The following is a 14,042-nucleotide window of genomic DNA, read 5'->3' as shown; positions in this document are numbered from 1 at the left end:
TAAAAACCTAGCATCACTCCATTATTACGTCACTGGTTTTACGGCCATTTCGTTACTAAAATAACAATGTTTCTCAAACGGGGTGCGGGCGTCCGCTGAGATCATACCCGGTGAACCTGATCCAGTTCATACTGGCGTAGGGATTTGAGAGTGGCGCATTCATCCTTCGGCCATGCTCAGAAATTGACGCCTGCACAACCGCTACCTACACAGATATAAATGGAGTATAGCATGCGTCATTTTGGGTCATGGCTTCTGACCGCCGTCTTACTAACCGGCTCGACACTCGTTCAGGCCGCCGAATCCAAACCGGTATTGACGGTTTACACCTATGATTCCTTTGCCAGTGACTGGGGGCCGGGCCCGAAAGTCAAACAGGCCTTTGAAGCTGAATGTCAGTGCGAACTGAAATGGGTGGCACTGGAAGATGGCGTGGCGATCCTGAATCGTCTGAAGCTGGAAGGCGCTCATACTAAAGCCGATGTGGCGCTGGGAATGGATGAAGGTATGCTGGCTGATGCGCGGAACAGTCAATTATTTACCGCTCACCATGCGGATCTGAAAAGTTTGAGCCTACCCGGTGGCTGGCACGATGAGACCTTTTTGCCGTTTGATTACGGCTATTTCGCGTTTGTCTATGACGGGAATAAGCTGCAACACCCTCCGCAAAGCCTGAAGGAGCTGGTCTCTCGCAACGATCTGAAAATCATTTATGAAGATCCTCGGACCAGTACCCCCGGACAAGGATTGCTGATGTGGGTGAAAGAGGTTTATGGCGATCAGGCTCCCGCGGCCTGGGAGCAACTGGCGAAAAAAACGCTGACCGTCACCAAAGGCTGGAGTGAAGCCTATGGCATGTTTTTGAAAGGACAAGCCGATCTGGTGCTCTCTTACACAACCTCGCCGGCCTATCATCGTCTGGCGGAAAACAAACAGCAATATCACGCGGCCATGTTCAGCGAAGGTCATCTGCGTCAGGTTGAAGTAGCAGCACAATTGAAAAATGCCCAACAACCGCAATTGGCGCAGCAGTTTATGCAGTTCCTGCTGACAGATCGTTTTCAGAAATTAATTCCGGAAGGTAACTGGATGTATCCCGTGACAAACATTCCACTGCCTGATGGCTTTAACCAACACGAAACGCCAGCGAAAACGTTACAGATCGACCCGCAGAAACTGGGCGAACGTAAACGCTGGATCAAAGAGTGGTTACAGGCTGTCAGTCACTGATGCGGCGGCGTTTCTGGTGGTGTTCTGGCTCGTTGGTGGCCGCACTGATTTTATCGGTCACACTGGGCCCGTTGACGGCTTTGCTGGCCCAGCCGGAAACGACCTCCGTTCAGCTCTGGCAAGACAGTTATCTGCTGCATGTGGTCTGGTTCAGTCTGAAACAGGCCACACTCTCCACACTGCTGAGTTTATGTCTGGCGATACCGCTGGCGCGTGCGTTGTTTCATCGTCAATTCCCCGGCAAGACATTGCTCTTACATCTTTTCGGCTTATCGCAGGTATTACCGGTCATCATAGCCTTGTTCGGGCTGGTCGCAGTACATGGTGCACAAGGCTGGCTGAGGCAACTGGCGTCATGGGCTGGGCTGACATTGCCCGATTATTTGTTTGGCCTCTCCGGCATTCTGCTGGCCCACGTCTTTTTTAATATGCCGTTGGCGACACGCTGGCTGGTACAGTCGCTGGAGCAGATCCCTCACAATTACTGGCGGCAGGCAGCACAACTCAACATGACAGAATGGAGCCGTTTTCATTTGTTGGAATGGCCTGCCATGCGCCGATTGTTGCCGGGGTTGGCGAGCCTGATCTTTATGCTCTGTTTTACCAGTTTCACCATCGTCATGGCCTTGGGCGGCGGGCCGCAGGCCACCACACTGGAGGTTGCCATTTATCAGGCGCTGCGCTTTGATTTTGATCTGGCCGCCGCCGGACAACTGGCCTGCTGGCAGTTGGTGCTGGGCACCATCGTGGTCGCCTGTTATGGCTGGCTGAAACCTTCATCACCCCATCTGACTACCACCTCAGGCCAGTATGTGCGCTATCAACCCCATGCGCTGCTTCCCGATTTGTTTGCATTATTGACGGGGTTGGCGCTGTTTCTGCCCCCACTGCTGGCTATTTTCTGGTATGGACTGCAAGCCCTGCTTAACCAAAGCTGGCAGCAGTCGCTGCTGTTACAGACAACCCGGCAATCGTTGTCCATTGCCGCTTGTGCCGGACTCCTTGCGTTAAGTTTCAGTATCGGGCTGTTACTCACCGGTCAGCATTTAAGTGTGCGTCTGCACTCCCCGCAGTGGGGACGACTCCTTGCCGGCACCGGTTCCTTGATTTTGCTGATCCCGACATCAGTACTCAGTACCGGCTTGTTTATTCTGCTACAGGCACGCGTTGATCTGTTTGCGCAAGGGTTCTGGTTGGTGATCTTGCTGAATGCACTGGCAGCCCTACCTTATACGCTGCGCGCCTTACAAGAACCGATGCAAGATCTGCTGGTTCGCTATGACCGGTTAGCCGACAGTCTGGGGTTGTGCGGAATGTCGCGGCTGCGCTGGTTGGAATGGCCGCTGCTTTGCCGCCCAGCCGGACGCGCTCTGGCTCTGGGCATGATTTTTTCGTTGGGCGATCTGGCCGCGATTGCCATGTTTGGCAGTGATAACCTGCAAACTCTGCCCTGGCTGCTGTATCAGCAACTCGGGCATTATCAGATGGCAGCGGCTTCCGCGACCGCGCTGATATTATTACTACTTTGCATCACGCTGCTCTGGCTGGTTGAATGGCTCGCCAGCCGCAATGAACAGCGTGATCCTCCCTCTTTGCTGGAGTAAGCATGTTATTTGTTGAAAAAGTGCAAACCCGGCGTCAAGGGCGTCTGTTTGAGTTTTCCCTGCGCTTGCAGCCGGGAGAGATCGGTCTGTTACTCGGGCGTTCTGGGAGTGGCAAATCTACCTTGCTGGAGCTGTTGGCCGGTTTTCTGCCCATGACTGATGGTGTTTTGTTAGCCGAAGGGCAGCCTATTCAGCAACTGCCACCCGCGGAACGGCCGTTTACGATGCTGTTCCAGCAACATAATTTGTTTGAACACTTAACCGTACAGCAAAACATCGGGCTGGGCATTCGGGCCAACCTGAAACTCTCCCGGCTGGAACAACATACCCTGCTGGAGGCGGCGGAACGGCTGCAAATTCAAGATTTGTTAGCCCGATACCCGGCGTCGTTATCTGGCGGACAGCAACAACGCGTGGCGCTCGCCCGCTGTCTGGTGCGACGTAAACCCTATTTATTGCTCGATGAACCCTTTTCGGCACTCGATCCTGCATTACGTCAGGAGATGATGCAGGAAGTCCGGCGTCTGGCCACGGAACAGCGTATCGGCGTTTTGCTTGTCTCACACCAGCCACAGGAAGCCAAAGACAACGCCGACTGGCTCGGTTTTGTTGATGAGGGGAAACTGCAATTTACCGCCCCGATGAATGCACTGACGCTACCACCCAGTGAGGCATTTGCCGCCTATCTGGGGATACCACTGGCACGTTGATTGGCAGGCCCCTAACACAGGGGCCTGATCAGAAGCTACAGATTTTCCTCAGCAAATGAAGCCAAACGACTGCGAATAACACCATTCAGGAAGATATTCGCACTTCCTTCAAAGTCTTTAAACCGCTCGACGATATAGGTCAGACCGGACGTTACCGGTGTCAGATAATTGGAGTCAATCTGCGCCAAGTTACCGGAACAGACAATCTTGGTGCCTTCACCACAACGGGTGATGATAGTTTTCAACTGTGATGCCGTCAGGTTCTGACATTCATCCAGCAATACAAAAGTATTCTGGAAACTGCGGCCACGCATAAAGTTCACCGATTTAAACTGGATATTGGCCTTCTCCATGATGTATTGCAGCGAGCTTTCGCGACTTTCATCGTGCTTATGCAACACCTCCAGCGTATCGGTGACCGCAGCCAGCCAAGGCAACATTTTTTCCTCTTCGGAACCCGGCAGGAAACCAATACTTTCCGCAATTTCCGGCGTATTGCGTGTCACGATGATGCGTTCATAGATCCCGCGCTCAATCACCAATTCCAGTGCGGCCGCTACCGCCAGCAAGGTTTTACCACAGCCCGCCGGCCCGGTCAGGATCACCAAATCCAGGGTCGGATCCAGCAAAGCATCTAACGCCATTCCCTGATAAATATTCTTCGGATGCACACCCCAAGCGTGACGGTTCATCAGGCGTTCGTACCCGATATCCTTGATGAATAACGAACCTTCCTCGCGTTTTTGTATTCGCCCGGCGAAGCTTTCTGCTTCATCAATCAGATATTGATTAATGTGCGTCCCTTGCAGGATGTTTTCATCAATCCGTTGGAATACATCGCGACCATGGGAAATCGTCTCACACTGCCCAACCTGATCCCAGAAGGAACCGGGTATCCTCTGAAATCCTTTAGATAGCAAACGCACATCATCAATCAACTGGTCAGTGCGATAATCTTCGACTTTTGCCAGCCCGGCGCCTTTGGCTTTCAGACGCATGTTGATGTCTTTCGTCACCAGCACGACCTGACGATCTTTACGCACATTTTGCAGGTAAAGCGCCAGATTGATGATGCGATTATCCGCTTCTTTGTTGGTGAAAACTTCTTCGCCGCCCGGTAAATGGTGATCGGTCACGATAGAGATCAGACCACTGCAACCACCACCGGCGGTATTTTTCAGACAGATGCCGCTGGTAATTTCTTCGGGGGTAGCATCACGGAACAAATCTTCCAGCGTGCGGATCGCGACCCGCGCTTCACGGCTGACATCTTTCTGGCGGTCTTTGATATTGTCGAGTTCTTCAAGCACCGTCATCGGTATGACGATGTCGTGTTCCTGAAAGGAGTAGATGGAGAGGGGTTCGTGCAATAACACGTTGGTATCAAGGATGAAGAGTTTACGTTCATCGCTATCCATAGGCAGCCTCCTTTGGCCTGATGTGCCAGATGACAAATTCATGTCAGCCACAACATACGCAAATAATCAAAAGCCAATATCTATATGATAAATATAGATTATTAATTAAGTTACCTTCTGAGTATTTCAGTTTTGTGATACACAATGTGATACATAGCCAAGTTTTATTCCTTGTATTAAGTACGACTTCTGCAACAGGATCGACCAACACTAATAAATAATAATCGTTATACTTTAACTATTGCTTACTCTTGCTTGAGTCGCAATCAAATAGTTAATACCGAGCATGAACCCTAATCAGTAACTCAAAACATGCAGACACCAAATAAAACCACCATGGATAACTTCATGAAAAGTAAAAATTTTATAGCCAAGATTATCGTTATCTTTACTGGATTAACTTTTTATGTACATGCGACTTCGGTGTCTTCAACAAACACAGTGTCATTATCCGCGCCAATCAACACCGGTAAAATAATGAACGACACTGTGTATCTGCTGGAGGCTGAAAACGGCTCATTTGCCGGTAATTTGCAGCCAGTGACATTGACAGAACTCAATGCCAGTCAAGCCACGAATCTGATCCGTACAGGCCAGGCGTCAACACCCGCTAATGGGGTCTATACCAAGATCATTGGTGGCACAGCTACAGGCGATGGTTCTGGCTTGAGCTCCCCCTCTATTACCTATGATGCCAATGGGATTGGTACATATAATTACACCAACCCCGCCCCTAAATGGATGTCAAACCTTCTGGTTGGCGCCTGCAACAACCCAACGACCACCAATGGTGTAACCAGTTGCCCAACTAATAGCTCAGGGTATATGACAAGCGATACTGCCCATTTTTTTGAGTTCTTTTGTGGTGGTACGTTGATCAATGAGGCTTGGGTGATGACGGCAGCGCATTGTCTGTCAGGACTGGAAGATGGTAACGGTAATCCTTTGACGGTAGCCTTTGTTTCAGTGCAAGTCGATGATGATTCCTATATTACTGACTCACAAGGTCGCAAAATTTACAACTCCGGCTCTGGGGTTATCCGTGATAATCAGCAATATCGGGATTATGCTGATATGTATGTGGCTAACCCAAATTTTAACAAAGCGAATATATCTCAGGGCAATGATATTGCCTTACTGCGACTGACTAACCCGCTGTATTCAGGCACTCGTGATGTTCCTGTCACCCCTGTGTTGACGGCAAAAACCGCCTCGACGGCGTCAACCTTTACAGTAGGAGAAACACAGACGATTTATGGTTGGGGCGTGACCGATCCAACACTGAATGTGAATAACGCAACCTCAAGCAATCTGTCTACGGTTCTGATGGAAGGCACGGTGCCATTCGTCAGTCTGGATACGGTTAACAAACAGATTTGGTCGGGCGCGACTGGTCAGGATACCTGTTCTGGCGATAGTGGTGGCCCGCTGCTAAATTCGGCAGGTACAGAAGTCGGCATCACCAGTTATGGTGTCACACAATATTGTGGCACAAGCACAGCGTCATCTTATACCGATGTGGGGGCCTTCTATACCTGGTTACGTACCGTGATGAACGCCAATGCGAAAGCGGTAACATCATGCATCAGCGGTTATGATTGCTATGTGAATGGTACATTGATTAGTGCAACCACAGGCACTAATACAAGTTCAGGCTCTACAACCACGACGAGTTCAAGCGGCGGTGGTAGTTTTGGTATCGAGTGGATTGCGCTGGCGGGTCTTGCCGCTGTTGTAAAACGCCGTTGCGCTAAAGCGAAATGATCAAACAAGGCGGGGGCAATGAAAAAAATAGCTTCAGGAATGACCATTTGCGCCTTAATGATTGCGGCCTGCTCTGCTGATGACGCCAAGCAGGAAAACAGACACGCCACAAACAGCCAAACCGCAAATAGAATAGTGACGCTGGATGTTAGTGCAGCTCAAGCCACCGACATCACGCCAGTGACCTCTCAAGCGGTACGTACCGAGACTGGATTCCCCAGAGAAATAAAAAACAACAAAATGGCTCCGCCAAATGTTATCCCCGGACGCTAATTTCTTTTTCTTGAAGTGCTGAAACCAACGATTTAAGTCACAAATTGAACAGCGTTCTTTACATTATTCCTCTTGATTCCATTTATCTTTTATCTCGATTATCCGCGGCTGGATGTTCAGAAACAGCTCAACCAGTGCCGGATTGAAATGCGTGCCGCTGTTTGCCCGGATCTCTGCTACCGCCTCCTCCGCACTCCAGGCTTCCTTGTAAGAACGTTTCATCGTCAGCGCATCAAACACATCGGCTAATGCCACAATCTGTGCTGATGCGGGGATTTGATTACCGACCAACCCATTGGGATAACCGCTGCCATCCCATTTTTCGTGGTGATGCAACGCAATTTCTGCCGCCATTTTAAAGATGGGGGTATCGCTGCGCTGCAGGATGTCATAACCGATAGTGGTATGCTGGCGCATGATCACCCATTCCTCAGCGGTCAATTTGCGGGGGGCTTTGAGAATGCCGTCAGGGATCCCGATCTTGCCGGTATCATGCAATGGCGCGGCTAACTCGATGCGTTCGGCCAAGTCTTCCGGCCAACCAGCCGCTTCCGCGATGGCACGCGCATAGGCCGCCATACGCCAGATATGCAAGCCGGTATCGTTGTCGTTATAGTGACCGGCCGCCCCCAGCATGTAGATCGCTTCGCGCTGGCTGTCCTCCAGCTCTTTGATATGCACCAGCGACAGGTGTGTTTGTACCCGCCGGCTCACAATCGCCGGTGAGACCGGTTTATGAATATAATCGACCGCGCCGACGTCAAACCCGGCTGCTTCGTCGTCCACCTCGCCCATCGCGGTAATAAAAATGACCGGAATATCGCTCGTCAGTGGGTTGGCCTTCAAACGACGACACACCTCATAGCCGTCGAGATCCGGCATCATGACGTCCAGCAGAATCAAGTCAGGATGATGGGCTGTCACCGCATCCAGTGCCGTCTGCCCGTTATGTGCGAACAGCAATTGGTAGTCGTCTCGCAAGATCTGCCGTAACAACTGCAGATTGTTCGGTTCATCATCCACCAACAGAATTTTTTTTTCCATTATCCCGATCTCCGGTTAGACAACAGCTCTTGCTCTAACTTCTTCAGCTCCTCTTTGGCACCGCGAAAATCAAATCGTTCAATATAATTATTGATTGCGGCCATATCGCTGCTGCGGACATATTCGGCAAGCTGCTTCATGACTGGTTCGGTTTTATCAGGGTTCAGTTGATCCAGCGCCACCGCGAGCTGCCGGAACAAATCCTGTACCACGACCTGATCAAACTCTTTCAGCACCCGTTCCCAATCGCCGGGAACATGCAATGACTGAATGGCATCACTCGCCTCATGCAGAGCCTGTTTTAATGAGGGTAATAATGTTATTGCGGCATCGCGCTGCCTGTTTTTTAAATACATATCAATTTTGATGGCCAGCTCCGCCACCTGCTTCAGCGACAAATTCCCCGCCAGCCCTTTCAGGGCATGTGCCACCGATCTGGCCGGTTCGACATCGTCGGGGTGTTGTAGCAGCAGATGTTGCATGGTGTCGGCATCCAGGGTTTGTTGCCGGGAGAAATTGGTCAATGCTTTGATGTAGGCGTAAATATCACCCCAATTCCTGATTGCTTTAGTATAGTCGGCAACAGCATCCAGCGGGGTCAGATCCACCTCTTTATTACCGGGAACAGATAACATGATTGCGTTATTCGTATGACCTTTTTCCGGGGGTACCAATTTTTCCATCAGGGAGAACAGTTGATCGAATTCGATCGGCTTGGCGGCGATGGCATCCATCCCCGCATCGAGGTATTTCGCTTCGTCCTCTTTCATCACACTGGCCGTCAGTGCAATGATCGGCATGTGCAAATCGCTGCCGGTTTCTGACTGCCGGATCAGCCGGGTGGCTTCCAGCCCATCCATTTCCGGCATCATGACATCCATCAGAATAATGTCATAGTCGCCTTTCTGATTCGCCGCGACGGCTTCAAACCCATTTCTGGCCCACTCCACCACATGCCCGGCCTGCCTGAGCCGGATAGTAGCCAGATAGGCATTATTCTCCACATCCTCAACCAGCAACACATTGAACAAACGCGGCGGAATAAAAGCCTCGTTCAGTGTGCGGGCTTCTTCATAGAGACAGGTGACACCCGGTTCGGCTTCTGGCAGATGGATAGTGAAAAACACCGACGTGCCCACGCCCAGTTTGCTCTCCAGCCAGATATGCCCACCCATGAGATCGATGATTTGCTTGCAAATGGTGGTACCCAGACCGGTTCCGCCAAAACGGCGGGAAATAGAATTATCGGCCTGCGTGAAGGGTTCAAAAATTTTGGCCACTTCCGCTTCCGACATGCCGATGCCGGTATCCAGCACCTCAAACAGCACTAGGTCGGCCTGCTCTGTCGCCCGGATCACCACTCTAACCGCACCTTCATTGGTGAATTTCACCGCATTGCTCAATAAATTCAACATGACCTGACGCAACCGGGTGGGATCGCCCATGACCCGCAGCGGCAAACGACTATCATATTCAATGCCAATCATCAGATCTTTTTCTGCCGCCCGCTGGTGCATCAGTTCAACCGTATCGGTGATCATGTTGGGCAGATTGAACGCGATACGTTCAAGCTTGTATTTACCGGCTTCCAGACGGGATACATCCAGAATGTCATTGATGATGGTCAGCAAGGCCTTCGCTGAACCGTGGATCGTATCTACATGCTGCATGGTTTGTGGCGAGAGCGTTTTATCCTGCAAGACCAGTTCGGTGAAACCGATGATGGCATTCATCGGCGTGCGGATTTCATGGCTCATGTGTGCCAGAAAAGCCGATTTCGCCCGCGAGCCCGCCTCGGCGGCCCTTTTGTCCTGCAATTCGGCCTCATGGCGTTTTTGTTCTGTCAGATCGGAGATGATCCCCACGAACATCGGTTCACCGTTGATCTGCATCGCACCGACCGACAGGTGGATCGGCACAATGGAGCCGTCTTTACGCTGCGCACTGACCTCACGCCCGACGCCGATAACGCGCGGGTTGCCTTCCTGCAGATAGCGGGACAAATAGTGATCATGTTCTTCCCGATAAGGCATCGGCATCAAGATCTTCACGTTTTGCCCGATGGTTTCACTGGCAGTGTAGCCAAACAGACGCTCTGTCGCCGGATTGACCGTGCGGATCAACCCTTTGGCATCAATGGTAATGATCGGGTTTACCGCCGTATCAAGAATGGCACGGGTCATTTCGGTACTGCGACTCAGGCTGGCTTCAGTCGCTTTCAGATCGGACAGATCCACAATACAGCCGACAAACAGATGCTGATCACCGAACGTGACCTTATTGACCGCCAGCCAGACCGGGAACAGCGAACCGTCTTTGCGCTGTCCCGTAACTTCACGACCTTTGCCGATAATATGCGGGTTGGCCGTTTGATGATAACGGGCCAGATAATCATCATGCTGGGAGTGGTAAGGTTCCGGCATCAGCACCGACACGTTTTTCCCGACCACCTCCGCAGATTCATACCCGAACAGACGCACCGCGACCTCATCAAATGCCGTAATACATCCCTTTTCATCAATGGTGATCGTCCCGACTGCTGCAACAGTTCCCGTGGTCGTTGATTTCAAGACGGCATCTCCTTCCCGCAAATAATTTCAGCATAGATGGCCGAACGCAAAGATGCCACTGAGTCCCAATGACCCACAGGCTGGGTCTTGTCGGAAAAGAGTCAGGAAGAATTAATTCAGACGTGGTTTATTTTCAAAGCGACTTTTATCCAGACATTGTCCGATAGCTTCGGCTTTCTTCGGATAAAGCAGTGCATGTTTGACCAGCATACAGAGCGTAAAATCGTTGCCGACTTGCTTATAGTTGGCTGCTGTCACCTGTCCATTGTTTTTTTGCAGTGCCTCATTCAGACAAGCCTCTTTAAAGCCGGAGAGATCCTTGACGCAACGACTGGGCGTTTGCAGATAACATTTCAGATAGGCCGGCTGGTTACAGAGCAGCTTATCGCCGTTCTGCCGGAGATCGTTGACGAAGAGTTCAGACGGTGTGTGTTTGACGGGAGTTTTGCTTTTTTCTTTTTCTGCCGTGCTCTGGCAAGCCACCAGCAACAACAGTCCGGCACCGAGCAACAGAGTGCTGGCAAAGGAACGGAACATAAACTTCATCCTGAAGAGTGATAGACGATGTTCTCATTCTGAACCAGAACTGCCGGGCTGTAAAATAACGAAAAGCCTGCACATATCGCGCAGGCTTTATTGAAACAACGCAATCACAGCACTCAGGCTTAACCATACGCCGGTGAAAACTCACCCAGTTTTTCCAGATCGGGTTTGTTCTGCATCCAGTAAGGTGACAGCGAACGCAGGCGTTCAATCACCGGAGGCAGTTTTTCCAGCACATAATCGATCTCTTTCTGGCGGGTATAACGCGACAGCGAGAAACGCACGCTGCCATGCGCCGCGGTGTAGGGAATGTTCATCGCCCGCATCACATGTGACGGTTCCAGCGAGCCGGAGGTACAGGCACTGCCGCTCGATGCCGCGATCCCGAGTTGATTCAGCATCAGCAGGATCGCCTCCCCTTCGATATATTCAAAGGCGATGTTCAGCGTGTTCGGCGTGCGGTTTTCCACATCGCCGGTCACAATGGAACAAGGAACTTTTTCCAGTAAGCCAGCCTGCAATTCATCCCGCAGTTCTGCCAAATGCGACATCATCGGCATATGCACTTCAGCCAGCTCACAGGCCATACCGAGGCCGACAATACCGGCAGCATTTTCGGTACCGGCACGGCGCCCGCGTTCCTGATGACCACCGCGCAGCAGTGGGCGGAATCGCGTACCGCGTTTGACATACAGGGCACCGACACCTTTCGGGGCATGCAACTTGTGACCGGAGAAAGAGAGCAGATCAATGTCGCTGCTCGCCAGATGGATCGGGAATTTGCCGACCGCCTGCACCCCGTCGGTGTGAAACAGAATGCCTTTTTCCTTAGCCATGGTCGCCATTGTCTGCACCGGAAATACGGTGCCGGTTTCGTTGTTGGCCCACATCACCGTGACTAGCGCCACCTTGTCACTGAGCAGCGACTGGTAATGGTCTAAATCCAGACGACCCTGACCATCGACGGGCAAACGGTGGATGGTGTAACCACGGCGCTCCAGGTGTTCACACACCTCCAGAATGGCCGGATGTTCTACCACGGTCGTGATGATCTCCGTGCGCTCGGGCAAGGCCTCCACGGCAGAAAGAATCGCCGTGCTGTTCGCCTCAGTCGCGCAAGAGGTAAAAATAATTTCGCTGTCGTGCGCCGCCCCCAACAGGGCCGCCACTTGTTCGCGGGCCCGTTCAATGCCTTTGCGCACGGGTTCGCCGAAACCATGAATCGAAGACGGGTTACCGTAATGCTCGGTCATAAACGGCATCATGGCTTCCAGCACCATCGGATCAAGACGGGTGGTGGCGTTGTTATCCAGATAGATCGCTTTCATGTTCCGTCTCCTTAAACCAGTGTGGTCTCAGCCTGAGTAACACTAACGACCTGCATGTAGCGGCCCATTTTTTCCATCAGGGTCTGCTGGATCCAAGACAAGGTCATATCGGTCATCATGCAGCCCAGGCAACTGCCGGAAAGGGCAACTTCCACCTTCGATTCGGTCACGCTGATCAGCGTGACATCGCCACCATCGGCCTGCAAGCGCGGACGCATCTCTTCCAGCACCGCAGCCACGGTGCGCCAGTTTTCATCTTTCTTCGCCAGATCGACATGCGGAGCTACCTTGCTGCGCTCCAGACTGGTGGTGGCGATACGCGCTTCATTGCATGGTTGAGTAGCCAGCACTTTCTGTAAGGCCTGTTCGATCTTTTCATGACAGGCACCGCAACCGCCACCCGCTTTGGTGTAGTTGATGACATCGGCAATCGACGTCAGACCGTTTTCTTTGACGGCCTTGATGATTTTGACTTCATCGACCGCAAAGCATTTACAGATCAACGCGCCTTCTTCATGATCGTCATGCCATTCCTCACCGCGGAAGTTGGCAATCGCCGCCTGTAAGGCTTCCTGTCCCATCACTGAGCAGTGCATTTTTTCCGGTGGCAGACCATCGAGGTAATCCGCAATATCCATGTTGCTGATCTTCAGCGCATCATCCAGTGTCTTGCCAATCACCATTTCCGTCAGGGCAGAAGAAGAAGCAATCGCGCTGCCACAACCGAAAGTTTGGAAACCGGCATCTTCGATAATCTCGTTTTCCGGATTGACCTGCAGCATCAACCGCAGTGCATCACCGCAACTGATCGAGCCGACATCACCCACCGCGTTCGCATCGGCAATGACCTTGGCATTGCGTGGATTGAAGAAGTGATCCTTAACTTTTTCTGAATAGTTCCACATGACTCGTCTCCTTTGCGCGTATTTTTAATTCACACTGGTGCCAGATGAACATTGACTTGACTGGGCCGGGCTGCAACTGCCATGACTGCATTTGCAATCTGCCGGTTGCGGCTGAATGTTGAAGCCCGGTTGCCCCTGACGTTCTGCCAGTGAAATTTGACAATCTTTTAATAGAGGCCACTGACGGCGATCGGCCAGAAAGACCAACCCATCCTGACGGAACAACACATCGTCCGGCTGCTGGGCCGCAGTCCAGCCCATTTCGACCTTGATCCCCGAGCAGGGATCGCCTTTGGCAATCAGACGCAAACCGACGCACTCCTGCACCAACTGTTGCTGCAGACGTTGTAATTGCATCACTGCGTTTTCTTCGATTTGAATCATGACGTTTCTCCCTGTGACCGTGATCACAAAGCTGCAAATGAGGTGCCACATATAAAATCATTATTTTTCAAAGTGATAAAACAGAATAAAAGGCGTTTTGTCTGACAAGCAGACAGGCTTTGTCAGCTTTTGTCGCAGTTAAGACAGGATGTCGAAAGCCGTGCAAATCACGATAAAAAACCATCAGGACAAATGACGGTTAGGCTGGCAAAGCTGACAGGAAGGCCGATTTCCAATGGCTATTAATGAATCCTTGCTATAAATTCCCG

The 14,042-nt window shown here is 51.5% G+C and carries 12 protein-coding genes and 1 riboswitch; of the genes, 5 read left to right on the top strand and 7 right to left on the bottom strand.

The features are described 5' to 3' along the window. Positions 1-68 precede the first annotated feature (68 nt). A riboswitch (TPP riboswitch) is annotated at positions 69-160 on the top strand. A gap of 71 nt (positions 161-231) precedes the next feature. The 3 genes from thiB to thiQ are packed head-to-tail and all read left to right on the top strand — an operon-like array spanning position 232 to position 3,544. Next, positions 232-1,230 carry a thiamine ABC transporter substrate binding subunit gene (gene thiB / locus H027_RS0111795; protein WP_024872664.1) on the top strand — a complete coding sequence of 333 codons (999 nt, stop codon included), beginning with the start codon at positions 232-234 and terminating at the stop codon, positions 1,228-1,230. Further along, the gene (thiP, locus tag H027_RS0111790) at positions 1,230-2,834 is read left to right on the top strand and encodes a thiamine/thiamine pyrophosphate ABC transporter permease (protein WP_024872663.1); all 1,605 of its coding nucleotides are present in this window, start codon (positions 1,230-1,232) and stop codon (positions 2,832-2,834) included. The genes thiB and thiP overlap by 1 nt, the downstream gene beginning before the upstream one ends. Before the next feature lie 2 nt (positions 2,835-2,836). Further along, entirely contained in the window at positions 2,837-3,544 is a 708-nt protein-coding gene (thiQ, locus tag H027_RS0111785; protein ID WP_024872662.1) for a thiamine ABC transporter ATP-binding protein, read from the top strand. Between the two features lie 35 nt (positions 3,545-3,579). Here the strand turns inward: thiQ and H027_RS0111780 are convergent, their stop codons facing one another. Next, on the bottom strand, positions 3,580-4,962 hold the full coding sequence (locus tag H027_RS0111780) for a PhoH family protein (RefSeq protein ID WP_024872661.1): 1,383 nt from the start codon (positions 4,960-4,962) through the stop codon (positions 3,580-3,582). 348 nt (positions 4,963-5,310) lie between these two features. Here H027_RS0111780 and H027_RS0111775 point away from each other — a divergent pair, with 348 nt between their 5' ends. Together H027_RS0111775 and H027_RS0111770 are read left to right on the top strand one after the other, a co-directional pair. Beyond that, positions 5,311-6,726, top strand: a complete 1,416-nt coding sequence (locus H027_RS0111775) for a S1 family peptidase (protein ID WP_161632457.1) — start codon at positions 5,311-5,313, stop codon at positions 6,724-6,726. 18 nt (positions 6,727-6,744) lie between these two features. Continuing rightward, positions 6,745-6,999, top strand: coding sequence for a hypothetical protein (locus H027_RS0111770; RefSeq protein WP_024872659.1), 255 nt, complete (start codon positions 6,745-6,747; stop codon positions 6,997-6,999). A 63-nt stretch (positions 7,000-7,062) separates the two neighbouring features. On the opposite strand, the gene H027_RS0111765 is transcribed toward H027_RS0111770, so the two are convergent. The 6 genes from H027_RS0111765 to H027_RS0111740 all read right to left on the bottom strand — a co-directional run bounded on the left by H027_RS0111765 (position 7,063) and on the right by H027_RS0111740 (position 13,773). Then, the gene (locus H027_RS0111765) at positions 7,063-8,043 is read right to left on the bottom strand and encodes a response regulator (RefSeq protein WP_024872658.1); all 981 of its coding nucleotides are present in this window, start codon (positions 8,041-8,043) and stop codon (positions 7,063-7,065) included. Continuing rightward, entirely contained in the window at positions 8,043-10,613 is a 2,571-nt protein-coding gene (locus H027_RS17800) for a PAS domain-containing hybrid sensor histidine kinase/response regulator (protein WP_024872657.1), read from the bottom strand. Before H027_RS17800 ends, H027_RS0111765 begins: the two co-directional genes overlap by 1 nt. Positions 10,614-10,724: 111 nt before the next feature. Further along, positions 10,725-11,150: a hypothetical protein gene (locus H027_RS0111755; protein WP_024872656.1), complete on the bottom strand. Its 426-nt coding sequence runs from the start codon at positions 11,148-11,150 to the stop codon at positions 10,725-10,727. Positions 11,151-11,278: 128 nt separating this feature from the next. Beyond that, positions 11,279-12,484: a cysteine desulfurase NifS gene (nifS, locus tag H027_RS0111750; RefSeq protein ID WP_024872655.1), complete on the bottom strand. Its 1,206-nt coding sequence runs from the start codon at positions 12,482-12,484 to the stop codon at positions 11,279-11,281. A gap of 11 nt (positions 12,485-12,495) precedes the next feature. After that, a complete protein-coding gene (gene nifU, locus H027_RS0111745; RefSeq protein WP_024872654.1) occupies positions 12,496-13,389 on the bottom strand; it encodes a Fe-S cluster assembly protein NifU in 894 nt (297 codons plus the stop codon). A gap of 24 nt (positions 13,390-13,413) precedes the next feature. Beyond that, complete coding sequence (locus H027_RS0111740) at positions 13,414-13,773, bottom strand: HesB/IscA family protein (RefSeq protein ID WP_024872653.1); 360 nt, start codon at positions 13,771-13,773, stop codon at positions 13,414-13,416. Positions 13,774-14,042: the final 269 nt, after the last annotated feature.

This window comes from Tolumonas lignilytica (assembly GCF_000527035.1).
In the GTDB taxonomy this organism is placed as follows: Bacteria; Pseudomonadota; Gammaproteobacteria; order Enterobacterales; family Aeromonadaceae; genus Tolumonas; species Tolumonas lignilytica.
The sequence above is the reverse complement of the archived record's forward strand: the minus strand, read 5'-3'. Positions and strand labels throughout refer to the sequence as shown.

Excerpts from the sequence above, each read along its gene's own strand:
- nifS (WP_024872655.1), bottom strand. The coding sequence starts at position 12,484 with ATGAAAGCGATCTATCTGGATAACAACGCCACCACCCGTCTTGATCCG.
- H027_RS0111740 (WP_024872653.1), bottom strand. The coding sequence starts at position 13,773 with ATGATTCAAATCGAAGAAAACGCAGTGATGCAATTACAACGTCTGCAG.
- thiB (WP_024872664.1), top strand. The coding sequence starts at position 232 with ATGCGTCATTTTGGGTCATGGCTTCTGACCGCCGTCTTACTAACCGGC.
- H027_RS0111765 (WP_024872658.1), bottom strand. The coding sequence starts at position 8,043 with ATGGAAAAAAAAATTCTGTTGGTGGATGATGAACCGAACAATCTGCAG.
- H027_RS0111780 (WP_024872661.1), bottom strand. The coding sequence starts at position 4,962 with ATGGATAGCGATGAACGTAAACTCTTCATCCTTGATACCAACGTGTTA.
- H027_RS0111755 (WP_024872656.1), bottom strand. The coding sequence starts at position 11,150 with ATGTTCCGTTCCTTTGCCAGCACTCTGTTGCTCGGTGCCGGACTGTTG.
- nifU (WP_024872654.1), bottom strand. The coding sequence starts at position 13,389 with ATGTGGAACTATTCAGAAAAAGTTAAGGATCACTTCTTCAATCCACGC.
- H027_RS0111775 (WP_161632457.1), top strand. The coding sequence starts at position 5,311 with ATGAAAAGTAAAAATTTTATAGCCAAGATTATCGTTATCTTTACTGGA.
- H027_RS0111770 (WP_024872659.1), top strand. The coding sequence starts at position 6,745 with ATGAAAAAAATAGCTTCAGGAATGACCATTTGCGCCTTAATGATTGCG.
- thiQ (WP_024872662.1), top strand. The coding sequence starts at position 2,837 with ATGTTATTTGTTGAAAAAGTGCAAACCCGGCGTCAAGGGCGTCTGTTT.
- thiP (WP_024872663.1), top strand. The coding sequence starts at position 1,230 with ATGCGGCGGCGTTTCTGGTGGTGTTCTGGCTCGTTGGTGGCCGCACTG.